The sequence below is a fragment of the Pantoea sp. B550 genome, assembly GCF_024158165.1.
Lineage (GTDB): Bacteria > Pseudomonadota > Gammaproteobacteria > Enterobacterales > Enterobacteriaceae > Pantoea > Pantoea alfalfae.
This window is the reverse complement of the sequence record NZ_JAMYXI010000001.1, coordinates 160,409-186,147: the sequence shown is the minus strand read 5'-3', so window position 1 is coordinate 186,147 and position 25,739 is coordinate 160,409. Positions and strand designations below refer to the sequence as shown.

General features: G+C 54.1%; 17 protein-coding genes. 7 read left to right on the top strand and 10 right to left on the bottom strand.

Annotated features, from left to right (window positions below; translation table 11 throughout):
- Positions 1 to 73: 73 nt before the first annotated feature.
- Positions 74 to 4,588, top strand: coding sequence for an ATP-dependent helicase (locus NIM72_RS00815; protein WP_253417912.1), 4,515 nt, complete (start codon positions 74 to 76; stop codon positions 4,586 to 4,588).
- Here the strand turns inward: NIM72_RS00815 and NIM72_RS00810 are convergent.
- Positions 4,572 to 5,501, bottom strand: a complete 930-nt coding sequence (locus tag NIM72_RS00810) for a LysR family transcriptional regulator (RefSeq protein ID WP_253417904.1) — start codon at positions 5,499 to 5,501, stop codon at positions 4,572 to 4,574. The two genes, NIM72_RS00815 and NIM72_RS00810, sit on opposite strands and share 17 nt — an antisense overlap.
- Before the next feature lie 95 nt (positions 5,502 to 5,596).
- Between NIM72_RS00810 and NIM72_RS00805 the strand changes: the two genes are divergently transcribed.
- Positions 5,597 to 6,451 carry an aldo/keto reductase family oxidoreductase gene (locus tag NIM72_RS00805; RefSeq protein WP_253417902.1) on the top strand — a complete coding sequence of 285 codons (855 nt, stop codon included), beginning with the start codon at positions 5,597 to 5,599 and terminating at the stop codon, positions 6,449 to 6,451.
- Between the two features lie 39 nt (positions 6,452 to 6,490).
- Here NIM72_RS00805 and NIM72_RS00800 read toward each other — a convergent pair whose 3' ends face one another.
- The 4 genes from NIM72_RS00800 to NIM72_RS00785 form a co-directional block, all read right to left on the bottom strand.
- The gene (locus tag NIM72_RS00800) at positions 6,491 to 7,990 is read right to left on the bottom strand and encodes a carboxylesterase (RefSeq protein WP_253417900.1); all 1,500 of its coding nucleotides are present in this window, start codon (positions 7,988 to 7,990) and stop codon (positions 6,491 to 6,493) included.
- Positions 7,991 to 8,008: 18 nt separating this feature from the next.
- Positions 8,009 to 8,569: a lipid IV(A) palmitoyltransferase PagP gene (gene pagP, locus NIM72_RS00795; protein WP_222925633.1), complete on the bottom strand. Its 561-nt coding sequence runs from the start codon at positions 8,567 to 8,569 to the stop codon at positions 8,009 to 8,011.
- Positions 8,570 to 8,872: 303 nt separating this feature from the next.
- Positions 8,873 to 10,324 carry a sugar porter family MFS transporter gene (locus tag NIM72_RS00790; protein ID WP_253417897.1) on the bottom strand — a complete coding sequence of 484 codons (1,452 nt, stop codon included), beginning with the start codon at positions 10,322 to 10,324 and terminating at the stop codon, positions 8,873 to 8,875.
- Between the two features lie 199 nt (positions 10,325 to 10,523).
- Complete coding sequence (locus tag NIM72_RS00785) at positions 10,524 to 11,426, bottom strand: LysR substrate-binding domain-containing protein (RefSeq protein WP_161736872.1); 903 nt, start codon at positions 11,424 to 11,426, stop codon at positions 10,524 to 10,526.
- 197 nt (positions 11,427 to 11,623) lie between these two features.
- Between NIM72_RS00785 and NIM72_RS00780 the strand changes: the two genes are divergently transcribed.
- From NIM72_RS00780 to NIM72_RS00765, 4 genes are read left to right on the top strand one after another with little or no spacing between them, the layout of a single operon-like run.
- The gene (locus NIM72_RS00780) at positions 11,624 to 12,373 is read left to right on the top strand and encodes an SDR family NAD(P)-dependent oxidoreductase (protein WP_253417894.1); all 750 of its coding nucleotides are present in this window, start codon (positions 11,624 to 11,626) and stop codon (positions 12,371 to 12,373) included.
- A 54-nt stretch (positions 12,374 to 12,427) separates the two neighbouring features.
- Positions 12,428 to 13,726, top strand: a complete 1,299-nt coding sequence (locus NIM72_RS00775) for an MFS transporter (RefSeq protein WP_161736870.1) — start codon at positions 12,428 to 12,430, stop codon at positions 13,724 to 13,726.
- A gap of 12 nt (positions 13,727 to 13,738) precedes the next feature.
- Complete coding sequence (locus NIM72_RS00770) at positions 13,739 to 14,581, top strand: transketolase (protein ID WP_253417892.1); 843 nt, start codon at positions 13,739 to 13,741, stop codon at positions 14,579 to 14,581.
- A 1-nt stretch (position 14,582) separates the two neighbouring features.
- Positions 14,583 to 15,593: a transketolase family protein gene (locus tag NIM72_RS00765; protein WP_222925635.1), complete on the top strand. Its 1,011-nt coding sequence runs from the start codon at positions 14,583 to 14,585 to the stop codon at positions 15,591 to 15,593.
- Positions 15,594 to 16,683: 1,090 nt separating this feature from the next.
- Here NIM72_RS00765 and NIM72_RS00760 read toward each other — a convergent pair.
- The 3 genes from NIM72_RS00760 to NIM72_RS00750 all read right to left on the bottom strand — a co-directional run bounded on the left by NIM72_RS00760 (position 16,684) and on the right by NIM72_RS00750 (position 21,349).
- The gene (locus NIM72_RS00760) at positions 16,684 to 17,655 is read right to left on the bottom strand and encodes a ParB family protein (RefSeq protein ID WP_253417890.1); all 972 of its coding nucleotides are present in this window, start codon (positions 17,653 to 17,655) and stop codon (positions 16,684 to 16,686) included.
- A gap of 7 nt (positions 17,656 to 17,662) precedes the next feature.
- Positions 17,663 to 18,862, bottom strand: coding sequence for an AAA family ATPase (locus NIM72_RS00755; protein WP_033735792.1), 1,200 nt, complete (start codon positions 18,860 to 18,862; stop codon positions 17,663 to 17,665).
- 1,557 nt (positions 18,863 to 20,419) lie between these two features.
- A complete protein-coding gene (locus NIM72_RS00750) occupies positions 20,420 to 21,349 on the bottom strand; it encodes a RepB family plasmid replication initiator protein (protein ID WP_003855845.1) in 930 nt (309 codons plus the stop codon).
- Between the two features lie 462 nt (positions 21,350 to 21,811).
- On the opposite strand from NIM72_RS00750, the gene NIM72_RS00745 reads away from it, so the two are divergent.
- Complete coding sequence (locus NIM72_RS00745; RefSeq protein WP_253417881.1) at positions 21,812 to 23,182, top strand: aldehyde dehydrogenase family protein; 1,371 nt, start codon at positions 21,812 to 21,814, stop codon at positions 23,180 to 23,182.
- A gap of 3 nt (positions 23,183 to 23,185) precedes the next feature.
- On the opposite strand, the gene NIM72_RS00740 is transcribed toward NIM72_RS00745, so the two are convergent.
- Together NIM72_RS00740 and zigA are read right to left on the bottom strand one after the other, a co-directional pair.
- A complete protein-coding gene (locus tag NIM72_RS00740; protein ID WP_253417879.1) occupies positions 23,186 to 24,364 on the bottom strand; it encodes an FAD-binding oxidoreductase in 1,179 nt (392 codons plus the stop codon).
- A 92-nt stretch (positions 24,365 to 24,456) separates the two neighbouring features.
- Entirely contained in the window at positions 24,457 to 25,686 is a 1,230-nt protein-coding gene (gene zigA / locus NIM72_RS00735) for a zinc metallochaperone GTPase ZigA (RefSeq protein WP_253417877.1), read from the bottom strand.
- Positions 25,687 to 25,739: the final 53 nt, after the last annotated feature.

The window sequence follows — 25,739 nt, the reverse complement described above, 5'->3', positions numbered from 1 at the left end:
ATCCACAAACGGCGATTTTCACTTACACTCAACGGATTAATTCCAGGCGCAGTCACTGCGCGATGCCGTGAGTATGATGTCGAAATCCCAGTCTGATACGGTCCTGGCCCGTTTTTCACCCGCCATCCGACGCTGGTTTTCTGCTGCCTTTGCTGCGCCGACGCCGGTGCAAAAGGCGGCCTGGCAGGCGATTGCCAGTGGAGAGCATGCGCTGGTGATCGCGCCTACCGGTTCCGGAAAAACACTGGCGGCCTTTTTGACTGCCATCGACACGCTGTTTCAGGTCAGAACTGACCAGCCTGCTCCCACACGCGAAACGACCACCCGCATTCTCTATATTTCACCGGTCAAAGCGCTGGCAGCCGACGTGCAGCGCAACCTGAATCTGCCGCTGACAGGCGTTTACGCCGAGCGGCAGGCGCTGAATGAGCCAGAAATCACGCTGAATATCGGGATGCGATCCGGTGATACCCCCAGCGCGGAGCGCGCCAGGTTGTTACGTCGCCCGCCCGATATCCTGATCACCACACCCGAATCGCTGTTTCTGATGCTGACTTCCAAAGCACGCACCACGCTACAGGGCGTCACCACGGTTATTGTTGATGAGGTGCATGCGGTGGCGGGTTCAAAGCGCGGTTCCCAGCTGGCGCTGAGCCTGGAGCGGCTGGACGCGCTGCTGCCACAGCCCGCCCAGCGCATCGGGCTTTCTGCCACGGTGCGACCGGTTGAACGGGTAGCGGCCTTTCTCGGCGGCTGTCAGCCGGTTCAGGTGGTTAATCCTGCCGCCGATCGCACGCTGCACCTGACGATCGAAGTGCCGGTTGAGGATATGACCGATATTGCCAGCGCCGATGACCTGACCGGTGAAGCGAGCACTGCAAGCGGATCGATCTGGCCACATATCGAAGCGCGCATTCTGCAGCAGGTAATGGCCCATCGCGCCACGCTGGTGTTTGTGAATTCGCGCGGCCTGGCAGAAAAGCTGACGGCGCGGCTCAATGCGCGTTACCTGGCGAAGCAAACCGCTGATGAACGGGATACAGAGCGCGCCGACGAAATTATAGTCCGATCACACCACGGTTCCGTCTCAAAAGAACAGCGAGGCGAGATTGAAGCTGCCCTGAAGCAGGGCAGACTGCGCTGCGTGGTGGCGACCTCCAGCCTGGAACTGGGCATTGATATGGGGCCGGTGGATCTGGTGATTCAGGTCGGCGCGCCGCTGTCAGTCGCCAGCGCCCTGCAGCGTGTGGGTCGCGCCGGACATCAGGTTGGCGGCATCTCCACCGGCATCCTGTTTCCCCGCACCCGGCGTGATCTGCTGGATTCAGCCGTGATATTACAGTCGATGCGGGCGGGTCACCTCGATGCGCTGGCTCCGCCCCGTAACCCGCTCGATATTCTGGCGCAGCAAACGCTGGCGGCGGTGGCAATGGATCCTTTGCAGGCCGATGATTGGTATGCGCAGGTCTGCCGGGCCGATCCATTTCGCTCTCTCTCCCGTCGGCTGTTTGATGCCACGCTGGATATGCTGGCGGGTAAATTTCCGTCAGATGCCTTTGCTCAGCTGCGGCCACAGCTGGTATGGGATCGCCAGAGCGGACTGCTGACGGCGCGACCTGGTGCTCAGAATCTGACCGTGACCAGCGGCGGTACCATTCCTGATCGCGGCATGTTCAGCGTCATCCTGCCCGAAGGCGAAGAGCAGGCGGGCTCTCGTCGGGTCGGCGAGCTGGATGAAGAGATGGTCTATGAGTCGCGGGTCAACGACATCATTACTCTGGGGGCAACGTCGTGGCGCATTCAGCAGATCACGCACGATCAGGTGCTGGTGATTCCCGCGCCAGGCCGTCCCGCCCGTTTGCCCTTCTGGCGCGGTGAGGGCATTGGCCGTTCTGCCGATTCAGGTGCCAGCCTCGGGATGTTTCTGCGTCACCTGAACAGTGCTTCACCGGATGCTGCGCAACAGCAGCTGCACGCGCTGGGGCTGAATGCCCGTGCAGTGACAAATCTGCTGGCTTTGCTGGCTGAACAACGTGTCGCGACCGGCGTACTGCCCGACGATCGCACGTTACTGATTGAACGCTGCCGGGACGAAACTGGCGACTGGCGGGTGATTCTGCACTCGCCATGGGGAAAGCGGGTCAATGCGCCCTGGGCGCTGGCAATTGCCGCCCGGATCCAGCACCGCCTGGGTATTGATGCTTCCGTCGCAGCCAGCGATGACGGCATCGTAGCCCGCTTTCCCGCCAGCGAAGGGCATCTGCCCGGCGCTGACCTGTTTATATTCGACGCCGACCAGCTCACTCAGGACGTTACGGAGAGTGTCGGGCAATCAGCACTGTTCGCTGCCCGCTTCCGGGAGTGTGCCTCTCGCGCACTGCTGCTGCCGAGGCGCAATCCGGGTAAGCGCTCACCACTCTGGCAGCAGCGGCTGCGCGCCGGTCAGTTGCTAGCCGTCGCCCGACAGTATGATGATTTCCCTATCCTGATCGAAACCGCACGCGAATGCCTGCAGGATGTGTACGATCTGCCTGCCCTGCACCAGCTGATGGAACAGCTGGCACAGGGAGACGTAAAGCTGGTTGAGGTGATGACCGAACAGCCCTCTCCTTTCGCCGCTCCACTGTTGTTTGGCTATGTCGCAGAATTTATCTACGCCAGCGATGCTCCACAGGCTGAACGACGAGCCTCACTGCTGGCGCTCGACAGTAATCTGCTGGGTGAACTGCTCGGCCAGACCAGCAGGCGTGATTTGCTGGCACCTGACGTGGTTGAGCAGATCGGAAAGGAACTGCAGCGCATTGATTCCCGCTATCAGGCACAGCACGCCGAAGGCATTATCGATCTGCTGCGCGATCTCGGTCCACTCTCCGTTGCCGGTATTTCGGCGCGGTTCAGTGGCAATCACCAGCAAATCGCAGAAGCCGTGTCGCAGTTTGCTGCCGCCCGGCGCGTGATCCCGGTGACGGTCGCTGGTGAAGCTCGCTGGGCCGTAATTGAAGATGCGGCTCGCCTGCGCGATGCGCTGGGCACTGAGCTGCCTGACGATCTGCCCGACACATTTCTGGAGACGCAGACCGATCCACTACGCGATCTGGCGAACCGCTACGCTCGCACCCATACGCTGTTCACCGCCCGACAGTTGGCAACTCATTTGGGACTGGGTGTAGCCGTAGTGAATGCGGTACTGCTACGCCTGTATCAACAAGGTAGCCTGCTGAACACAGATACGGCAGCGGACACATCGGAAACGGAGTGGGTTTCCTCAGAGATCTTCAAAAAGTTGCGCTTACGTTCACTGCAATCAGCACGCGAAGCAACCCGGCCGGTTTCACCCGCCGCCTGGGTCAGCCTGTTGCTGACGCGGCATGGCCTGATTAACCACGCGCATCAGGGTGTCAGCGGGCTGCTGCGGGTGATAGAGCAACTGGCGGGCGTGCCATTACCTGCTTCTCTGTGGGAGTCACAAATCCTGCGCGCCAGGATTGCCGACTATCAGCCTGCGATGCTCGACGAACTGTTAGCCAGTGGCGAGGTGGTCTGGTGCGGACATAGAGCGCAGGGACAGAATGATGGTCTGATCTCGCTTCACCTCACCGAATTCGCTGCTGAGACGCTGCCGGAGGCAGACGCCACACTCCCTCTTACGCCAATCCAGCAGGCGATGCTCGACGCACTGAGCCGCGGCGGCGCATGGTTTGTTCATGAGATTATGGCGCAGATGGGCACACCAGAGACACAACCCACCGACGTCTATGACGCCCTGTGGCAACTGGTGTGGCGGGGCTATGTCACGGCAGATAGCTGGATTGCGGTACGTGGGCTGCTGACCACGCCCGGCGTGACGCGTTCACGACCAGCACGCACTCTGCGCACCCGCTTTGGACAGCGCTTTACGCCTGGTGCTTTGCCCGCACGGCGGCCAGCGGTCAATACGCTGGCCGGGCGCTGGTCAAAGATTAACCGGCAGGAAATTGCGCCTGCCCGACTGGCTCTCTCGCTGGCAGAAAATCTGCTTGATCGTTATGGGGTGATCACGCGAGGCAGTGCAGTTTCAGAGCAGATCCCCGGTGGGTTTCCGGCATTGCAGCCCGTACTGCGCAGCATGGAAGATGCCGGGCGACTGCTGCGCGGACAGTTTGTTGCCGGGTCAGGTGGTGCGCAGTTTGCTGACCACCAGACCATTGAGCAGCTTCGGGCGCTGGCCGAAGCCCCGGCCAGTGGTACTGAGGCGGTGGCGCTGGCTGCACTCGACCCCGCCAATCCGTTTGGCGCGATGCTGAGCTGGCCGCTTCATGCCAGCGGCATACGCCCGACGCGTCGTCAGGGCGCGCGGGTCGTGATCGCCGGCGGCGCGCTGATGCTCTTTCTGGCACCAGGAGGAAAAGAGTTGCTGACGTTCAGCGACGACCTCGCACAGCTTGAGACCGCAGTCGCGGCGCTGGGCGTGGCGCTGAAACGTGAAAAGCCCGCAAGTTTTACGCTGGAGACGGTAGATGGTAAAGCGGTATCGCAGTCACCGCTGCTTAACGCATTGCGACACGCCGGTTTTTCACGGGTGCCGCAGGGATTTAGCTGGTATAGCTGACAGGTTTTTCGCGCGCATTTATTTCGCGCACAAAATCGATAAACGCCTGAAGCGGAGCCGGAATCAGACGGCGATCGTTGTAGTAAAGCCACGGACCGGAAAAGGTCAGCCACCAGGGTTGCAGTAGCGGTTCCAGCCTGCCGTTGTCCAGGGCCGGTCTGAGCCACTCATCAAACAGATAGATCACACCACTTCCGGCAATCGCGGCCTCTACAGCCAGATCCATTGCCCCGCCGACGGACACCACCAGCGGCCCGCGAGTTTCAACGCTGATCTCTTTCCCTTCGCGGCTGAATGTCCAGTCAGCCATGATGCCGCTGGCATAACGGCCACGCAGACAACGATGATGGATCAGATCGCGAGGGTGAGCCGGTCGGCCATGTTCCGCAAGATAAGCCGGAGAGGCGGCCAGCGCGAACCGCTGCTGACGGGGGCCAATGGGCATCGCCACCATATCCTGCTCCAGCCGCTCATCATAACGAATCCCGGCGTCGCAGCCGTCACGAAAGACATCCTGCACGCTGCTCTCAGCCACGATTTCCAGCTGAATATCGGGATAGCGCCGCAGAAATTCCGGTACCAGCCCGGGCAAGACCAGCCGGGTGGCGCTAACCGGGACATTCAGCCGCAGCGTGCCGCCTGGCATGTTGCGATAGCGATTCACCGCATCGAGCGCGGCATTAACTTCATTCATGGCGGGCAACAGACGTTCCATCAGCGCCCTGCCCGCTTCAGTTAATACTACCGTGCGTGTCGTCCGGTGAAACAGTCGGATACCTAGCTGCTGTTCTGCCCGCCGCACCGCATCGCTCAGGCGCGACGCGTTGCTGCCTGTAATACGAGCGGCTTCCCGAAATCCTCCCGCTTTTGCCACCGCCACGACAGCATCCAGCAGCGCCATATCGATTGCCATTGTGCATCATCCCGTACAGTCTGTCCTGATTTCACCGGATAGTTGCACAGCTAAATCACCGTTACAATTGATCTACATTCACGCAGGAGGTTTTCATGTCAGACATCACCATGACTTATCCGTTAGGCGATCGTGAAGTTAACCGTCTCGGCTACGGCGCAATGCAGCTGGCCGGGCCAGGCGTATTCGGGCCGGTAAAAGATGAAGCAAAGGCAATTCAGGTTTTACGCGACGCCATTGCGGCAGGTGTTAATCATATCGACACCAGCGACTTTTATGGCCCGCACGAAACCAATCAGTTAATCAAAAAGGCGCTCCATCCTTATCCGCAGAATCTGACAATTGTGACCAAGGTGGGTGCACGCCGCGATGCAAAAGGCGGCTGGCTGGCGGCGATGGAACCTGAAGCGCTGACTCAGGCGGTGGAAGATAACCTGCGCAATCTGGGGCTGGACGTGATTGAAGTGGTGAACCTGCGCAGTATGCTGCATCCGGCGAAGCCCAAAGAGGGTTCTCTGGCACCCCAGCTGGAGTCGCTGCTGGCGTTACAGACGCGCGGGCTGATTCGGCATATTGGCCTGAGCAACGTCACTGCCACGCAAATTGCCGAAGCCCAGGCGATGACGCCCATTGTCTGCGTGCAGAATATGTATAACCTGGCGCATCGACAGGATGACGGGCTAGTGGATCAGCTGGCGCAGCAGGGCATCGCTTATGTGCCGTTTTTTCCGCTCGGCGGCTTCTCCCCATTACAGTCGGATCGGCTCAATGATGTTGCTGCGTCACTGAATGCGACCCCGATGCAGGTCGCGCTGGCCTGGCTGCTGAGGCGCTCGCCCAATATTCTGTTGATTCCCGGCACTTCCTCATCTCAACACCTCAAAGAGAATCTGGCCAGTGGCAGCCTGCAACTGTCGGATGAGGTAATGGAAAAGCTGAACGCGATATAATCACAGGCCCGCATGTTGCGGGCCTGTGGCTTTATTGATTCAGAAACTGCTGAGGCAGGTGGCCAGTTGCGGCTTATCACTGCAACCGATGTGGTGATCGATTCGGTTAATCATGTAAGGGTAAAACGGGTTAGAGGTCGCGCGCATAATCGAGTCCAGCCCCACAATCAGCACTGCACTCTCGCCGCGCAGTGACAACGTACCAAAACTGATACCAAACTCATTTTTCTTCGCAGGCGCACTGCCGTAAAGACCATCCTCAGCCGGGAACGGGATCGCCACGTGCGACAGCGAGTAAAGCCCGGCCGGATAGTTGATGGCCAGTGGCTGAATCCGCTCCTGAATCTCACCGGCAGGCACGCTTTTGGTCACCATTTCCAGCGACGTGGCGGCAGCATTGGTTATCACCGTGGAGGAATAATGCCGACGGGCCGCGGGTAAGAGCTGGTTAACTGCCGTGTAAGAGGAGTGGCGGAATAACGGGCTGACGCTGACCGCCTGATTGATATCGAACAGCACCAGTTCGCTGCCGTTCACTGGCAGATAGTTATAGAGCGAGCGGATGACCGACGGCGTACTGACGGTGGAATCCATCACCGACTGAAAGGTCAGCACGGGCGGGAAACCTGAGAGCTGCTGATTACGCGCGTAGTGCTGGATCTCTTTCTGCAGCGCCTGCGTCAGCAAATAGGTCTGCCGGGCAGCGTGCACCGGAAAAGAGTTATATTTAAACGGATTAAACTCCGGCACGATATTCAGCCAGGCTGTTTTCGAGAAGGCCGGGAAAACAGAGGGCAATCCGGCAATCCCGGCAAACCGCGCAAAACGGGTGACACCGATCATCGGTGATAACAGAATCAGCTGCTGCGGACGACGCAACGTGGCGTCGCCCAGACTGTCGAGCGCATATTTTACCGCCAGCGCCCCACCGTTAGAGAATCCCACCAGATGCAGCGGCGTCTGAGTGCCCGCCAGACGGGTTGCTTCGCGCACCGCTAAGCGTGTAGCCGCCATCCAGTCCTGCCAGTCAACATCAGTCAGGCCAGCAGGCACCGTCCCGTGACCCGGTAACCTTATCGCTACGGCCACATAACCCTGCTGGCGATAGGTTTCTGCGATATGACGCAGACTGTAAGGACTGTCGGTCAGACCATGTAACAGCACCACAGCACCGCGCGGCCTGCCCTCTGGTTGCAGAATATAGGAACGGTTCCAGTCCTGGGTGAAATGGCCCGGATAGATCATGCTGCCGGAGAAATATCGGTTGAGCGGAGTTTTCTCATCCGCATCCAGTTTGTCAGTGACCTGGTGCTTCATCTCATCAAACAGATGATGTTCAGCGTTAAGATAATCGGTGTAACCGGCTTTATCGAGCTGTTCAACTGTCAGCTCATGTGGAATCCAGGTGTGCCAGCGATGTAATTCCGGGCCACGTTCCGCCTCATAGATGCGAATAATCAGTAGCAGCAATAACAGCAAACCCACGATAAGCATTGAACGCCAGAGTCTGCGCGTGGCAGTTTTAAACTTCCGGGCCATAAATCCTTTCCTGAAAAATTAAAAGGCTAAGCGAAACCACGCGAACAGCACATTGCCATTATTGTAGGTGCCGGGAATGTAAGTGAACTGGACGTTCACCGCTTTGTAACCCGCAGAGAACAGCGGCAAAATAATCGGCAGCGGAATGTAGTTGCCAAAGTCATCACGCGCGGTGATACCCGCTGTTAATCCGGCACCGAGCCGGAAGTCCTGACCGGAGCCTGGATACCATCCCTTCTCCCAGCCATAACCGATAATAGGCTGCCACTCATTGTGCGAATCTTTAAATGCCATCGCGTAAAGTGCACTCCAGTTGCCGCTGTCGCTATAGCGGGAAACCCCCAGACCACCGCCCCAGGGATTTTCGTTATAGTTATCGGTTTTTTCTTTGTCATACATGAAGCGAGCGTGCCAGCTAATAAACGGCAGGTAGAGATCGGTGTGCTGAGGCGCATTCCAGGTTTGTGCAACATCGTCAGTGAACGCATTCCACCAGGATGAAACCGGCGCATTTTCAGCATGCAATGGCGTGGCAATCAGCAGAGCAGCCACCACTGCCACAGAGTTTGATATGTTCATGGTGCATCCCGGTCAGCATGCGGAGCAGATGAAAAGTGAGTATAGCGCAGAGCCAGATTCAATCTTTGTCAACGGTCATGGTTCGCTTAAACGGCTGTTTCAACCGTCAGCGACATCTGAGGGTTAAGCCAGATTCTGGCGATTTCAGCCTGAAATCGCCAGCGATGTCCGGAAACCATCTCCAGAACTGTGCTGATTACAGTGAATGACGCCTGCTTAACTGACAGAAAGGGATACGACGTGAGGGAGTACAGATAAGGGAGGAAACCGGATTCAGCCGACGGGCCGAATCCGGTAGAGGGGTTAACAGGCTTCAGCCTCCTTCGGCTTTTCACCAAACTTCTCTTTCATGTGTGACTCAATCTCTTCCAGACTTTTACCGCGGGTCTCGGGCACCATCGCCATCACGAAAATTAGCGAGCCAACGTTAATCGCGGCAAAGATAAAGAAGGTCGTGCTGCCGGCATACTCCATGATCGGTGGGAAGCCGAACGCGACCACAGCATTGAAAATCCACTGTAATGAAACTGCGCCACCGGTTAACACACCACGCAACTGCATCGGGAACAGCTCGGACATCATCAGCCAGTAGACCGGCGAGATGCACATCTGCATGCAGAACAGGAACAGCAGAATACAGCCCAGGGCGAGATAACTCTGCATCAGGCTCGAACTCATAAAGGTCATCACGCTGCCCAACAGGATCTGTGCCGTAATCACCAGACACAGACCGGTAATAAGCATGGTACGACGCGGGAAACGGCTAATCGCCCAGATACCGACAAAGGTCGCCAGAACAGAAACCACACCGTTACCGATAGTCGCAGCAATGGAGGCGCTGGTGCCCAGGCCGGTCGACTTCAGGATGATCGGCGTGTAATACATGAAACCATTAACACCGGTAAACTGCGCGACAAAGCCGAGACCGACACCAATAATCATCAGGCGGATAACCCATTTCTCACGAATCAGGGTTTTCGCTTCCGGCCCGCGTTCAGCTGCCTTCGCCTGCTTCTTCATCTGCGCCATTTCATGACGTACTTCACGCGGCGTTTCACGCAGATACTTCAGAATCTTTTTTGCCTCTTTCAGACGCCCTTCAGCCACCAGCCAGTGTGGCGATGCCGGAACGAAGAACGTGCCAACAAACAGCAGAAAACCAGGCACCATTGCAATGGCCAGCATGTAGCGCCACAGATGCTCATCATGCAGGAGATAGCTCAGAAGCGTACTGGCGACATAGGCGATGAGCTGTCCGGTGACAATCATCAGCTCATTGCGGCTTACCAGCGGCGCACGAAGACGTGGCCCGGCAATTTCCGCAATAAACACCGGCACGGTTGATGAGCCACCGCCGACAGCGATGCCCAGCAGGAAGCGCATGGCCACCATCACATTGACGGAAGGTGCCAGTGCCGTACCGAGCGAACCCAGTACAAAAATGACCGCCAGGGTGCGAAGGGTAATACGACGGCCAAAACGGTCCGAGAAGAAACCACTGAGGAAAGAGCCGATAGCGGCACCGAACACCAGCGAAGAGGCAACAAGCCCTTCCGTGAATGAGTTCAGTCCAAGCCCCCCCTGGTCAGGTGGTGACGTCATGTAAGGTAATGCACCCGAGATAATTCCGGTGTCATAGCCAAAAGCCAGCGCGCCCATGGTGGCAACCAGCACCACTAAAAAAATGCGCTGGCGTACCGTATCCGCAGGCGCGTGATCGCCCGCTTCCCCAGCGTCTGGTGTATTTGTACTCATAATATTCCTGCCATTAAGAAGTTAAACATCCGTTTGATTAAATTTCATACGGAATAGAAATGGAACATATTTACCGATTGGGTAAAGAAGTGTAGACGGTATTTAAAAGTTAGCTTTGGCAATGCGACTTTTAAGGTATGAATAATTACCAGCAGAAATAAACCCGCGTCATAGTGACGGGGCGGAATTTATTTTAACATCAGCTTAACGTTCTGAGTTCTTCCTGTATCCAGCTCAGGAAATGTGCAACACGAGGAAACTGCGCAAATCCACGCGGATAGACCAGATGGTGGGCGCTGACGGGCAGGCTATGCTGCTCAGTCAGCACTCTGACCAGTTTCCCGCTGCGCAGATAATCCTCTGCCAGCAACTCACTCTCAAAAATCAGACCGTGGCCTAACATTGCTGCCTCAAGACTCATATAAGAGCGGTCAAAGCGAAATAACCACTCCTTATCCGGCTGAGGAAGTTGCTGCGACGCAAACCACTGCGGCCATTGAATAAGCGGTGACTCCGATAATATCAGCGCGTGATGCATCAAATCCGCGGCCTGACTGACAGGATGCTGTTTCAGATATGCCGGTGAGGCCAGCACCGACATTTTTTCATGGCGGAGAGTTTTAATCTCAAACGCGTTCCAGTCCGGGAAGCCGTGACGTATCGCAATATCAATATTGTCCCGGCTGAAAGAGAGATTTTCATATGAGCAGGAGAGGGTAAGCTGAAACTCTGGATAGCTGTTGCGGAATTTATGGATGCGTGGCAACAGCCAGAGCAGACCGAAGCTGGGTGCGCAGTGGATCCTGAGGTTACTGCGCGCTTTCTCATTACTGATGCGCGCCGTGGCCTGCGCCAGGCCCAGCAATATCGGGCCGATCTCCCTGAGGTAATGTTCTCCCGACAGCGTGAGCGCTACGCCTTTTGCCGAACGATTAAACAGAATACAGCCCAGTTCCCGCTCCAGTTTAGCCAGCTGATGACTGGCTGCCGAGGGGGTAATATTTAATTCTTCAGCCGCCCGCGCGACATTACCAAAATGGGCCACCTGCTCAAAAACCCGCAGTGATTTAATTGAAGGTAAGTGCTCCGGCTGCTTTTCCATCCGCCTCTCCACACAGAAATTATGTGATGTGTGCCCATTTTTAAATCGCAGATTTGTTAACTGCATCAAACCAACAAATTCATTCAGCATCAAATGAATTTTTCTGCATTGCCAATATTAATCGCTTTATCAATTCTGATTGTGACCCTGCCGGTAGCGATACCGAACCACTAATAATTATTCTTCTGGAGTCGATAATGTTACTTGAAAACAAAGTTGCGATTATCACGGGTGCCGCTTCTCAGCGCGGCATTGGACGAGCCACAGCCGCCTGTTTTGCTCAGCATGGCGCGCGCGTGGTGATACTCGATTTAGATTTACAGGCGGCCCAGGCCAGCGCGCTTTCGTGTGGCGACGGGCATCTCGGCCTGGCCACCGATGTGACCGATCCGCTTTCTGTTCATCGTGCTATCGATCAGGTACTTGAGCACTACGGCCGTATTGATGTGCTGGTCAACAATGCCGGGATCACTCAGCCGGTTAAAACACTGGAAATCGGCATCGAAGATTACAACCGCATTCTGGATGTCAATCTGCGCGGTACGCTTCTGATGTCTCAGGCGGTTATCCCAACGATGCAGCAGCAAAAAAACGGCAGTATTGTCTGTCTGTCATCTGTATCAGCTCAGCGTGGCGGCGGCATTTTCGGCGGCCCGCACTACAGCGCAGCGAAAGCAGGCGTGCTTGGCCTGACAAAAGCGATGGCGCGCGAATTCGGCCCGGACCAGATTCGTATCAATGCCCTCACGCCCGGTCTTATCCAGACCGATATCACCGGAGGCCTGTTACAGGATGAACGCCGCCATGCCATTCTCGACGGCATACCTCTCGGCCGCCTCGGAACCGCCAGCGACGTCGCGAATGCGGCGCTCTTCCTCGCCAGCGATCTCTCCGGTTATCTCACCGGCATCACGCTGGATGTGAACGGCGGCATGCTGATCCATTAATCAGCGCCCTGCCCCGCCCGCACGCCTTGCGGGCTAACTTCGGGAGTGAACACCATGACCACGCTTAATCTGAGCGCAGCCTCTGCTGCGCGCGATATCACCTATCGCAAAATTGCCTGGCGACTGATGCCCTGGCTGATGCTCTGTTATCTCTGCGCTTATCTTGATCGTGTAAACGTTGGCTTCGCAAAATTACAGATGATGGATGATTTGTCACTCAGCGAAACGGTCTACGGACTGGGTGCCGGGATCTTTTTCATCGGTTACTTCTTTTTTGAAGTGCCCAGTAATCTGATTCTGCATCGGGTCGGTGCACGTCGCTGGATTGCCCGCATTATGATTACCTGGGGTGTTATCTCAGCTCTTTTCGCCTTTGTTGAAACCGCATGGCAGTTCTACCTGCTGCGCTTTCTTCTTGGTGTGGCAGAGGCCGGACTTGCACCCGGTTTACTGCTCTACCTGACCTACTGGTTTCCCTCTCACCGTCGCGCTCGCATGACGGTTTTGTGGTTTGTCGCGATCCCACTTTCCGGGATGATTGGCGGCCCACTCTCTGGCTGGATCATGGCGACCTTCTCAGGCTTTCACGGATGGGCGGGCTGGCAATGGATGTTTATGCTGGAAGCTATCCCTACCCTTGTTATGGGATTTGTCGTGCTGCTGGTTCTGAAGGATCGGGTGGAACAGGCAGAGTGGCTGGATGACGATGAAAAACGCCGGGTGCGTGCCGATCTCGACGAAGATAATCAGCAGAAAGCCTGTCATGGCACGGTGAGAGCCTTTATTGCTGACCGTCGTCTGTGGCTGCTGGCGCTGATCTATTTCTGTGTGGTGATGGGCCAGTATGCATTAACGTTCTGGCTACCGACGCTGGTAAAAAATTCAGGCGTCAGCGAGCCTCTGCATATCGGATTACTGACCAGTCTGCCTTACCTGTGCGCCATTATCTTTATGCTACTGGCCGGACGCAGTGGCGATCGTCATCGTGAACGTCGCTGGCACCTGATTGTTCCGATGCTGGTCGGCCTCTCCGGACTCACGCTGGCAACGCTGCTCAGCCATAACGTCTCCCTGTCATTACTCTCCCTCTGTATTGCCGCTGCGGGCATTCTTTCCGCCTCATCACTGTTCTGGATGCTGCCGACCAACCTGCTGGGTGGCGTCTCTGCTGCCGCAGGCATCGCTGCGGTGAACTGCATTGCCAATCTGGCCGGTTTTTTCTCGCCGTGGCTGATTGGCTCAATCACCACTGCAACCGGTTCCCCCGCGTCGGGAATGTATTTTATTGCTGCCGTTCTGCTGGGTGGTGCGCTATGCGTACTGCGCATTCGGGCTGCGGATGTTAATCGTTAATCTGGAGGTTATATGACTGACTCTCGTCACAGTTCACACACGCTCTCATTACCGCAGCGTGCCATGAATATTCGCCGTCATGCCTTATTAATGGGGCAGATTCAGGGACAGGGCTATATCGGTCAGGCACTGGGTGCAGCCGATTTACTCGCTGTCAGCTATTTTCACGCTATGAATTACCGCGCCGATGAGCCTGAGTGGGAAGAGCGCGATCGCTTCTACCTGTCGATTGGTCACTACGCCATTGCGCTTTATGCCGCGCTGCTGGAAGCGGGCGTCATACCGGAGAAGGAACGGGAAACCTATGGCACCGATGAGAGCCGCCTGCCGATGTCCGGCATGGCCGCCTATACCCCAGGCATGGAGATCACCGGTGGTTCATTAGGTCAGGGACTAGGTATTGCCGTGGGTGCCTGTATGGGGCTAAAGCAAAAAGGCTCACAGGCGCGAATCTATAACCTGCTTTCTGATGGCGAGCTGAATGAAGGTTCAACATGGGAAGCGGCCATGTCAGCCTCACACTGGCAGCTTGATAACCTGATCGCCATTATCGACGTCAACAATCAGCAGGCCGACGGTCACAGCAGCGAGATTCTCGCGTTCGAACCGATAGTGGACCGCTGGCAGGCTTTTGGCTGGTATACCCAGCGCGTTGATGGCAACGATATTGCTGCTTTGCAGAATGCCTTTGACGCAGCACGCAGTTGGCCTGAACCGCAGCCGCGCGTCATCATCTGCGATACCCGAATGGGTAAAGGCGTGCCGTTTCTTGAGAGCCGGGAGAAAACCCACTTCATCCGTGTTGATGCCGATGAGTGGGACAAAGCCCTGACCGCACTTGAGCAAGGAGTCTGATATGAGTTCACAACCGCAAAAAAAACGGCTGACCACTTCCGCCATGATCGCCTCGATTGCTGCTGAGGGTCAGCCCACGGTTTCTGCTCCCTTCGGGCATGCTCTTGTCGCTCTGGCAGAGCAGCGCTCAGATGTGGTGGGCCTGACAGCAGATTTAAGTAAATACACCGATCTGCACCTGTTTGCAGAAGCTTTTCCGCAGCGCTTTTACCAGATGGGAATGGCGGAACAGTTACTGATGAGTGCCGCAGCGGGCATGGCACGCGAGGGCTTTATGCCTTTTGTCACCACCTATGCTGTATTTGCTTCCCGCCGCGCCTATGATTTTATCTGCATGGCCATCGCCGAAGAGAATCTGAACGTAAAAATCGCCTGTGCGCTACCGGGCCTGACCACCGGCTATGGGCCAAGCCATCAGGCGACTGACGATCTGGCTATTTTTCGGGGTATGCCAAACCTGACAATCATCGATCCCTGCGATGCGCTGGAGATTAGCCAGGTCATCCCGGCGATTGCCGAACATCAGGGGCCGGTTTACCTGCGCCTGTTGCGCGGTAAGGTTCCGCTGGTACTGGATAAATATGATTATCGCTATAAGCACGGTAAGGCTCAGCGTCTGCGAGCGGGCAAAGATGCAGTTATTATCAGCAGCGGATTAATGACCATGCGGGCACTTGAAGCCGCTGAGGTGCTGGAAAAGCAGGGCATTGAGGTTGGTGTAGTTCACTCTCCTGTGATTAAGCCTCTGGATGAAGAGACCATCCTGCGAGAAGCAGGGGAAGCGCTGCATCATAACCAGCTGGTTATTACAGCAGAGAATCATTCAATCACGGGCGGGTTAGGCGAGGCAATTGCGGGTCTGCTAATGCGGAATCATGTGACGCCACGCTTTAAGCAGATTGCCCTGCCGGACGCATTCCTGGCTGCAGGCGCTTTACCGACGTTGCATGACCGTTATGGCATCTCTGCCGATGCGATGGTCAGGCAAATAACAGCCTGGCTTGAAGCCTGATTCATAGCAAAACCGGGCCTGGCCCGGTTTTGTATCGTTTTTGCCGCACCAGATACCTATCCTGTTATCGCCCTCATCGTACGCATTCCGCAGGCAATGTGACGATTGCCGTGATCAACGCTGGCTGCGCATCAACAGGTTCTCATGGATTCGCCAGCCATTTATCTATGCCGATCATCCTCTTTGACTCCCCATTCACTGTAAACAGCTTTCCGGTAGGCCATGTCCCTTTCCTGAGTGGCACGGTTATCTATTTCTACCGTTGAGCACATGCTTTCATCGGGTTTACTCAATACAGTGAATCTGTCTGAAGTAGCCGATTTCAGATAGCTGGCGCGATCACGTCCAATCCTGCTCATGTCGTTCGCATCAACAGAAAAATAATTTTAGCCGGATGAGAAAGTTATCCACTTTTTCTGTGGATAAGTGAGGGATATTTTCTGAGTATCTTTTTTCACTCTGAGAAGATGCCTTTGCTGTTAGCAGGCTGCACTGCAATTAAGATCTCAATAAAGCAGTTATAAGCGGTAACCAGGATGATTTTTAGCAGGTTGCGTGGCGATTTCAGGCTGAAATTTATAGTTATTTCCCATTATAAACAGTGAGTTAATGGTTAAATTTCGCTGGCGGATAGCATAGTTGTAAAAGGGCTTGCAGAGAAAGCATCAGCCGATATGAAGCAGTTGTGCAGGAACTAAGGTCTGGTGAGAAGTAACTGGTCACTAATGAACCAGCACCTGAAAATCTTTGCTTGCAATTCGTGATGGCTGAATACGCACAGGCAGCATCAGAACCCTTTAGGGGTGACAACAGAATTTGAATCCGCTTTTGCCATTACAGGCAATTCATGGATTCAAAGGCTGCCAGTAACGCTGGCGACATGTTTCAGGGTAATGGCGATTTCACAGGAATCAGATTAAATACCAGCTTATATAATTTCAATGAATTCAGTTATTTACATTTAAAATTACTATTGAAAACCTGGCGATTTCAGCCTGAAATTCGGGTTTTATGCATCTTCCAGCATATTGAGTTAATCGGGCAATAAAAAAGCCAGCGTCAGACGCTGGCTTTTTTGGATGCATGTAAATCAACGATTGAGATATTTCTTCAGGGTCTCAGCAATGACTTTATCCAGCTCTTCCTGCAACTCTTTCGACTGCCGGTTAAATTCATAGCTGAACATCCGACCGCGTACCTTCTTACGTGCAAAACGATCTTTATCAGCAAAAGACCAGAGCGCAGTCGCCTGTGTTTTATCTTTCTCAGGCTCTTTCATCAACGTCTGGCTACCCTGTCGAATCAGACGCAGAATGTGATTTTTCAGCTCATCCTCGGCAAGCCCTTCGCGGGCGCAAACCACATCTATCTCCCGCGAGATAGAATTAATCAGAGCTTCAACGCTTTGCCCAGATTCACTCAATTTGTCAGCCGCCTGTAACAGCGCTTTGTAATCAGGATAAGTCAGCTCAGCGTGATTAGGGAAAAGTGAAATCAAATCGGACGGAACGCTGGCTGCCTGAAGAGCACGTGTGACCTTCGCCTGCGATAATCCCTGATTTTCAGCGATCTCTTTTTGCGACAGACCACCATCTTTTAACGCCAGCAGGCGCATTCCTACTTCCCGCAGATTGTGTTCGCGTGCCGTCTGAATATCCTGCGCCAGTCTGCGGGCTTCATCGGCAGTAATAGCGGCATCAGTGACCAGTACGTCCAGCCCGGTTTTGCAGTAAAGCGCAGCCGCACGCCGACGTGAACCGTCAAGAATCTCAATGCGGTCATCGCGCATTACGCCAATGGCCGGGAAGAACTGCTGAAGCTTAATGGTGCGGATAATATCCCGCAGTGAATCGGGTGTCAGCCCGGCCTGATCGCGACCATTGGTTTCCATTGTGACGAATGTCTTGTTTTCAATATCACTGGCGGGAATGCGTTCAAAACGAAACAGGGCGCGCTTGCCCGTAGCCAGAACGAATGTCTGATTATGCTGACTATCTGGCGTCTCTTTTTCCAGCGGAGTCTGGCTGAAGGTTCTGCCAATCGTGATTCTTTTTGCGCTCATACAAACCTCAGTTCAGGCGAATAAATTCGATACGGTCAAAGACGGCTTTTGCAAAGTCCTCTGCAGCAGATCTTGCATTTTTCAACGCTTCACTGCTGCCGACGTAAGTCGAAGGATTCGCGGAGATGACCGTATCAAAGGATTCGCCGCAACGTTCGAAGCCATCAAGGCGGGGAAGGGCTGCATCAAGCATGTCACCACCAAAAATCTCTTTTGCCAGGCTATGACAGAGCTTATGGTCTGCTTTATTCGATAGCTTAGACATGAAGCCAATGTTGCCCTGCAGGCGACAGGTGGCGCCGGAATCCTCAATGATCGCAATCAGTTCCGGCAGACGCGTCAGGTATTTAAGCGTGGAATGAAAGTCGACCTGAGCCGGTGGTACCGGCGTCATCAGCAGATCAGAGGCCGCAATGGCGTTCTTCAGGAAAGCATCAAGATGCGGGCCGCTGTCGATAAAGATAAAGTCATAATCTTTCTTCAGTTTGGCAATGACGTTGTCATACAGCACGGCATGAACATTTTGCTGCGGCAAATGTTCAGCGCAAAGCTGGTCCCAGCTTGAGGCGATAAAGGCGTCATCAATTGAGGCAGGCAGCACATCGACACCCGGAATAATCGACGGAACGATAAATTCGTTCACAAGCTCATCACGGGTGACATTCTGCAGCATTGCCTGTGCCGCTGTCGCTTCCACCAGCCCTACTGAACGTTCATGGTTTAAAAACATGGTTGCTGAGGACTGTGGATCAAGGTCAATCACTAAAATACGTAAATCTTCAAACAGCAGATGAGGATGGGCACGAAGTGCATGAGCCAGCGAAACGGTAGAAACCGTTTTAGACACGCCGCCCTTCAGATTACCAACAAAAATGGTGTAAGCATCACTGTGGCGATCGCGATATTTCGGCACGCCTCGATGATGATAGATATCAATAATGTTCTGAATCGACATCGCATATTTAACAGAAGATCCGGCCGCACGTTTATCAAACTGATAACCACTTTCTTCCATCTCATTTACAGCATAATCAACGCTGGCTCGTGTCAGTTTGGGCAACTTTGCTAACGCCGCTTTGGCGTAAACCTGATAGTACGTATTTTCATGCAATTCCTGCTTTTGCGCCTGAATCTGGTCGGTAAGGCTTAGTAGCATGCGTTCAGAACGCTGTGCAACTTTCATCACCTGCTTGTCATCGTTAGCCATCGTTGCTCCAAACATGTAGGATTTATGACTTTATACAGAATTCCTGCACGTGAGGCAATAAATTATCTTTTCCACATAATCTTCGTTTTTATGTAACACCACGGTTTTTGTTGCGGTTCATCACACTATTACTTCTGGCCTGCCAATTTACGCAATTCAAATGCGAACAGCGTTCACTATAATCAGCAGAACATTCACTGTAATCAGTAGAAATCGATCCGCAGAGAGAGCAGGGAAAATGGATTGTACAAAGCGCATTGATGCGTCTGAATGTTCACTGTAATCAGTAAAGTCAGTTCTGTATCAGGTGGCTTACCGGAGGACTTATGGTAGTGGTGTAAAAGACAAACCGCATTCAAAAGCCCATGCGGTAAAGCCGGGCTGATGCCTGGCGCTGAACGAGCCAAACGTTCACTGTAATCAGTAGGGTCATTTCAAATACCCATGCAGAAATCACATTCACTGTAATCAGTAAAGTTGCGCATGAAATAGCAGGACAGGAAGCTGAACCGAATAAACGTTCACTGTAGTCAGGGGTGGGGAGCGGGTAAATTCTGTCTGGTTCATTAAAGCATCGGAAGCTGATGAGATAACAGACAACTGCAGTCCGGGAGCCCCAATGGATCAGCGGGGATGTAAAAGTCTGTACGATAACGTTCACTGTAATCAGTAACCCAGGGGATAGCGAACATTCACTATAATCAGTAGAAAAGGAACCTTGCCACCGTACATTCACTGTAATCAGCAGAAGCGTCAGTTCAGTTCGACCGGAATTGAGGATAGTAAGGCTGCGATTCGGAAATGGATACCTCCGTGGACATTGCTTCTGGTAACGCTCAGGCCAGCAGACATCAACACCTGCACTTGATTATGTCATCACTGCTATCCCACAAATATTCACTATAAACAGTAGAAACAGCAAAGCGTTGCGTCAAATTTAAGCTAACATTCACTATATTCAGCAAAGTATTCACTGTAATCAGTAAAGCAGCATTCCTGAGTTTAATCGTGGAGAAGACAGCTCCGCGCTACAACATTCACTGTAATGAGTAACCGACAGGGGAATACGCAGCACGTCGGTGCTACGACGATGCCAGTCGGCAAACATTCACTGTAATCAGTAACAGTGTCACGCTTGCAGTAACGATAAGTTAAAGCCCTCCATACAGGACGCACGTCAGCCGTGATGAACATGAGTGCTGACATTCACTGTAATCAGTAAGCTGCTCAACGGGAATCAGCAAAAAGAGGCGCTGTCCTGCCTGAATCAGAACGTTCACTGTAATCAGCAAAGCCGATTCAGGAAGGAACTAATCGATTAGTATGTAAGCACACACTTACTTCTTAAACCTTATGGCAAAGCACGACAGGAAAAGAGGGGAGGAGGACATGATTTGAAACGTGCCCGTTTTACTGATTACAGTGAACGTTACTGATTGCAGTGAACAGAAGTGGAGTACTGATTACAGTGAATGTGAGAGGAAGGATGCAATGTCACCGGCCACGATAAAAGTGACACTGCCACGCAGAAATGCTGATTACAGTGAACGTCAGGAATTAATCCTCAAACTCAATCTCATCCAGTGAATCGATGCTCTCCAGATTACCGATGCCATCAAGTTTAGGTGTGCGGCTATGAATAATGAAAAAGACTGAGCGGCCACGCTTCACTTCTGAATAATCCAGATAACCAATCTCTTTCAGTTGCTCCATCGCACGCCGCACCACATGATTCTGCGTGGTGGTCTTTGAGCCGAGATTAAGACGCATACGCAAGCGTGCCAACGATATCGGTGCCGGATTGGTCGGCAGGCTCTCAAGGAAGGTGTAGAGCGCCTGTGCAGACTCTTTACGCTTGAGGCGGGAGATTGCCCGGAGCTGAAGCAGCACCTTGTGGTCGAAGTTGTAGAGTTCGAACAACTTAGGGTCGGCCTGAATCCGCACAATATCTTTTTCACGGTCATAATAAGCAGACTGAACAAGGTGGGTATGATACGCCTTGCCGTTGCCTTCAAATGAGAGCGTATTGGTCGCAATGCGGCGCAGAGAGGCATCCAGGCGCTTACGCAGCGCGGCAGACGAGTTGGCAGAGGGAATGCCGCACATCTTCACAAAGTCGATAAACGGCAGTGTGACGGTATCGCCTTTGGTCGGATAGCGCGAAAAGGACTGAATAATGCCTGCCCAGGTTTTGAAATCGTTATCCATATCCAGCCGTGCGCCGGTAATGGTAATCTTTTCGTAGCCTTCCGCTTTCACCAGCGTCAGATTCTTCAGCTCTTTCGTCGCATCCGTTGATGCCATAGCGCCGGATTTACCACGTGCGGTTGATTTCAGCGTCGGCACGAACAGTCCAAGACGCATCAATGCCACCGGCTGAACGGTATTATTCTTGTTGGGATGAAGCTGAATAACTTCGCCACTGTTTTTGGTCACTGACAGAAAAGGTTCAAGTAACGCTTTGTTTTCGTTGTCTTTATCTGCCATGGCTTAGGATCTTCATTCTGTGGATGAAAGGGATCGTTTTCTGACTACAGTGAACATTAGCACTGTTTACAGTGAACATTCTACCTGGTACAGTGAATAAAGTACTGATTACAGTGAACACTTTACTGATTATAGTGAACGCGATCACCCTTTGAGCCCTTGCGGGGTGCGGCCTGCGACGATCGGGGATCTCTTAGGATCTCTCTATGATCTATTAAGGATCGTTTTTTAGGATCGGGTCAGTGTATAAGTGGATAACTGACTGGCAGGTATGATTTTCAGACTCACAGACAGGTTGCGTAATAGCCCCATCTTCGCAACCCCTTCACACTTCCTGAACATCGCCTGTGCAATTCCAACATTCTCAATCGATAAACAACTTCCTCACTATTATTCATTTTTCATCATTAACTACAGCGTGTATCGTTTCTCAATTACTGAACGAATGAGGAATACAGCACCATGACTGAACATGCTCTATCACGTAACCCGGCAACAGGTGAAATTCTGGCACGCTATCCTCTGCAGAACAGCACCGAACTGGAACAGACACTGACAGAAAGCACTTCCGCTTTTGCAGCATGGCAGCACAGCAGTATGAGTGACCGGGTGCGCGTATTACGTCAGCTCGGCGAACAGATCCGTCTGAGAGAACAGGATCTTTCTCGCATGATTACGCTGGAAATGGGTAAACCCATTGCACAGGCTCGCGCTGAAGTACTGAAATGTGCAAATTTGTGCGACTGGTATGCAGAATATGGCCCGGCAATGCTGGCCGATCAGCCCACTCAGATTACCGATGCGTGGCAGCGATTCCGTCCCATTGGGGTGATCCTGGCTGTCATGCCATGGAATTTCCCCCTGTGGCAGGTTCTGCGGGGCGCAGTCAGTATGTTGCTGGCTGGCAACACCTATCTGCTTAAACACGCGCCTAACGTCATGGGAAGCGCCACACTGATGGCTGAACTGTTCAGGGCAACCGATCTGCCTGCTGGCGGCTTTAACCTGATAAACGTCGACAACGACGGTGTCTCCGTCGCGATTAAAGATGACCGCATTGCTGCCGTCGCGGTTACCGGCAGCGTACGGGCAGGTGCAGCCATCGCGGCTCAGGCAGGTGCAGCGCTCAAGAAAACGGTACTGGAACTGGGTGGATCCGATCCCTTTATCGTGCTGGCGGATGCCGATCTTGATGAAGCGGTTAAATCTGCCGTTATTGGACGTTTCCAGAATACCGGGCAGGTGTGTATGGCTGCCAAACGCTTTATTGTTGAAGCTCCAATCGCTGAAGAATTTGAAAAACGCTTCACTGCCGCGGTCCAGGTACTCACCATGGGCGATCCGCTGGATGAAAGCACTTTTCTGGGTCCGATGGCACGCGCCGATCTCCGCGATGAACTGGATGGACAGGTGAAAGCAACACTACGTGAAGGTGCGCGTCTGGTGCTGGGTGGCGAGAAGGTGGCAGGGCAGGGTAATTACTATGCGCCAACCATTCTCGCTGATGTTACCAGCACCATGACCGCGTTCAGGCAGGAGCTGTTTGGTCCGGTCGCGGCCATTGCCGTAGCACGGGATCCTCAGCATGCGCTGGAGATTGCCAATGACAGCGAATTTGGCCTCAGTGCTACCGTCTGGAGCGGTAACGAAGAAGCTGCCGATCGGCTGGCACTGCAGCTGGAAGTCGGTGCCGTGTTTATTAATGGCAACGGCGCGTCCGATCCGCGCGTTACCATTGGTGGCGTCAAGAAGAGTGGCTATGGTCGTGAGCTGTCACACTTTGGTGTGCACGAATTCTGTAACGTGCAGACCGTGTGGAAAAACCGCCGCTAGTTTTTACTGCGCTGCCGGAAGATAGGCAGGCGCAGTTTTAGCGACCTCACTGAGCGGACGCAGCAACCGATGCGGGGCAAACCCACTCAGCATCGGTGAAGGTGTACCGCTCAGCATCTCCTCAGCCACCAGTCTGCCCAGTAAGGGGGCAAGGGTCATGCCACTATGACTGACCATCAGATAAACGCGTGCTGACTCACTGATGTAGCCCAGTGCGGGCAATCCATCTGCCGGGCGCGATCGCTGTCCTGTTTCAATCCGCTCAATTCTCGCGCCTTCGGTGTTTTTAAACAGCCGCCGCAACCGACGCAACATCTCTTTGCCAATCAGTCCATCCGGCGAGACCGGCCGCGCCGGATCGGCGTGCTGATCCAGATCCAGCGCCTGCAGCATCAGGCGACCACCGCCATCCGGCCGCACATTCAGTTCCGGGGTAATCAGATTGCATCTAAGTGGGATCGGCAAAGGCTGCGTCTGCGCCAGAAAACTGCAGGCAACAGGATCGGCGCGGTTCGCATCGGTCATCGCCAGTTCAAGCCCGCACTGACTTATCAGTTCCGGCGCCCAACGGCCGGTTGCCAGCACCAACTGATCGCCGCGCCATTCATCCCCACTGGCCAGCGTAAGATGGACATCCTGCGCCGATTCAGTCAGCGTCGTCACTTCATTATTGCAGACCAGCTGCCCGCCACTGGTACGCAGATCAGCCAGCAGAGAGGCGATAAACAGGCTGGGATAGAGCAGGCACTCCGAAGGGAAAGACCAGGCGTGCTGAACGCGGGGATCGAGCCGCAACTCAGGCATTGCTCCCAAAAGTGCGGCGCGGCTACGTTTCTCTACGGGATAATCGAGCGTCGTAAGCTTTGCTGCGCGCTGCGCCAGCTGACGCAGAGATAATTCATCGGCTGCCCACTCCAGCGTGCCGGTTTCCAGCAGCCATCGGGGCGATGCAGGATGACTGGCCTGCCAGCGCTTATGCTCTTCTATCGCATGGGCATTAAGATCATGGTAGCTGGTGGGTTCTTTGCCGTTGGCATTGACCCAGGCGTAGCTGATCTGACTGGTTCCGTTGCCAGGATAGTTTTTATCGAAGACGGTGACCTGTGCGCCCCGTCGCGACAATGACTGCGCGACGGCTAAACCCAGCACGCCTGCACCGATTACAGCAATACGTTGTGGCATATCTGGTCTCTCCTGAACAGGGATTAGTGAAAAACTGCTACCCGCCGGTTCGCTTACTATTGCGAAGTCAAAGAAGTACGTCAACCGCTACGTCAGGCGGTGGTTTCATCGAACCACGCGGGCACCGGATCGGCCAGAGTGATCCACTGTTCAGGCCCCGCAGCCATCTCCTGTGGTGTCAGCAACGCATGATCCAGCGCGGCACGGACGCTCTTCTCGTCCATCTCAATGCCGATAAAGACCAGCTCCTGGCGCGCGTCGCCGGTACCTTCCTGCCACTGTTCAGCGATAAAGTTGAGCGAATCCGCATCCTGTGGCCATTCAGTTCTCGGCACGCTGACCCACCAGCGCCCGGCATAACCCTGACGTGCCACTGCGCCCGCCTGCGACCACATCGCGGCATATTCCGGCCGACTGGCCAGCCAGAAGTAGCCTTTAGAGCGGATAACGCCATCAAGCTGGTGGTTTACTGCATGCCAGAAACGCTGCGGATGGAACGGACGACGGGCGCGATAGACAAAGTTACGAATGCCATACTCCTCCGATTCCGGCTGATGCTCACCGCGCAGGGTCTGCAGCCAGCCGGGTGCCTGCGCTGCCCGGTCAAAATCAAACCGGCCGGTATTCAGCAGGCAATCCAGCGGAACCTGCCCAAACTCACTGTTCACAATAAGCGCATGCGGATTAAGCGCCTGCAGCATGCCCTTCAACTGGTGCAGCTGCGCCGGGCTGAGCAGGTCCGTTTTGTTCAGCACCAGCAAATCACAAAACTCAATCTGATCCACCAGCAGATCAACCACGGATCGCTCATCCTGCTCGCCCAGCGACTCACCGCGCGACTGAAGATCATCGACTGAACGGTAATCGCGCAGGAAGTTAAAGCCATCCACCACGGTAATCATGCTATCCAGCCGGGCATAGGCTGAAAGACTTTCACCCGCTTCATCTTCAAACGTAAAGGTTTCGGCGACCGGCAGCGGTTCAGAAATACCGGTAGACTCAATCACCAGGTGATCGAAACGCCCGGCCTGAGCCAGACGTTTTACCTCCAGCAGCAGATCTTCTCGCAACGTGCAGCAGATGCAGCCGTTACTCATTTCGACCAGCTTTTCGTCGGTGCGGGAGAGCTGCGCACCGCCATCGCGCACCAGCGCAGCATCAATATTAATTTCAGACATATCATTGACGATCACCGCGATGCGACGTCCTTCGCGGTTGTTCAGAATATGATTAAGCAGGGTAGTTTTACCGGCACCGAGAAAGCCAGAGAGAACGGCAACCGGCAGACGGGGATCGTCTGATGGCAGAGCAGAGAGTGTCATGGTGTTACCTGTAAGAACGCAATTAAAGATATGTTATAACATAACATTAATAT

Coding starts and splice junctions, on each gene's coding strand:
- NIM72_RS00815 (WP_253417912.1), top strand. CDS start 74: ATGATGTCGAAATCCCAGTCTGATACGGTCCTGGCCCGTTTTTCACCC.
- NIM72_RS00810 (WP_253417904.1), bottom strand. CDS start 5,501: ATGGCAATCGATATGGCGCTGCTGGATGCTGTCGTGGCGGTGGCAAAA.
- NIM72_RS00805 (WP_253417902.1), top strand. CDS start 5,597: ATGTCAGACATCACCATGACTTATCCGTTAGGCGATCGTGAAGTTAAC.
- NIM72_RS00800 (WP_253417900.1), bottom strand. CDS start 7,990: ATGGCCCGGAAGTTTAAAACTGCCACGCGCAGACTCTGGCGTTCAATG.
- pagP (WP_222925633.1), bottom strand. CDS start 8,569: ATGAACATATCAAACTCTGTGGCAGTGGTGGCTGCTCTGCTGATTGCC.
- NIM72_RS00790 (WP_253417897.1), bottom strand. CDS start 10,324: ATGAGTACAAATACACCAGACGCTGGGGAAGCGGGCGATCACGCGCCT.
- NIM72_RS00785 (WP_161736872.1), bottom strand. CDS start 11,426: ATGGAAAAGCAGCCGGAGCACTTACCTTCAATTAAATCACTGCGGGTT.
- NIM72_RS00780 (WP_253417894.1), top strand. CDS start 11,624: ATGTTACTTGAAAACAAAGTTGCGATTATCACGGGTGCCGCTTCTCAG.
- NIM72_RS00775 (WP_161736870.1), top strand. CDS start 12,428: ATGACCACGCTTAATCTGAGCGCAGCCTCTGCTGCGCGCGATATCACC.
- NIM72_RS00770 (WP_253417892.1), top strand. CDS start 13,739: ATGACTGACTCTCGTCACAGTTCACACACGCTCTCATTACCGCAGCGT.
- NIM72_RS00765 (WP_222925635.1), top strand. CDS start 14,583: ATGAGTTCACAACCGCAAAAAAAACGGCTGACCACTTCCGCCATGATC.
- NIM72_RS00760 (WP_253417890.1), bottom strand. CDS start 17,655: ATGAGCGCAAAAAGAATCACGATTGGCAGAACCTTCAGCCAGACTCCG.
- NIM72_RS00755 (WP_033735792.1), bottom strand. CDS start 18,862: ATGGCTAACGATGACAAGCAGGTGATGAAAGTTGCACAGCGTTCTGAA.
- NIM72_RS00750 (WP_003855845.1), bottom strand. CDS start 21,349: ATGGCAGATAAAGACAACGAAAACAAAGCGTTACTTGAACCTTTTCTG.
- NIM72_RS00745 (WP_253417881.1), top strand. CDS start 21,812: ATGACTGAACATGCTCTATCACGTAACCCGGCAACAGGTGAAATTCTG.
- NIM72_RS00740 (WP_253417879.1), bottom strand. CDS start 24,364: ATGCCACAACGTATTGCTGTAATCGGTGCAGGCGTGCTGGGTTTAGCC.
- zigA (WP_253417877.1), bottom strand. CDS start 25,686: ATGACACTCTCTGCTCTGCCATCAGACGATCCCCGTCTGCCGGTTGCC.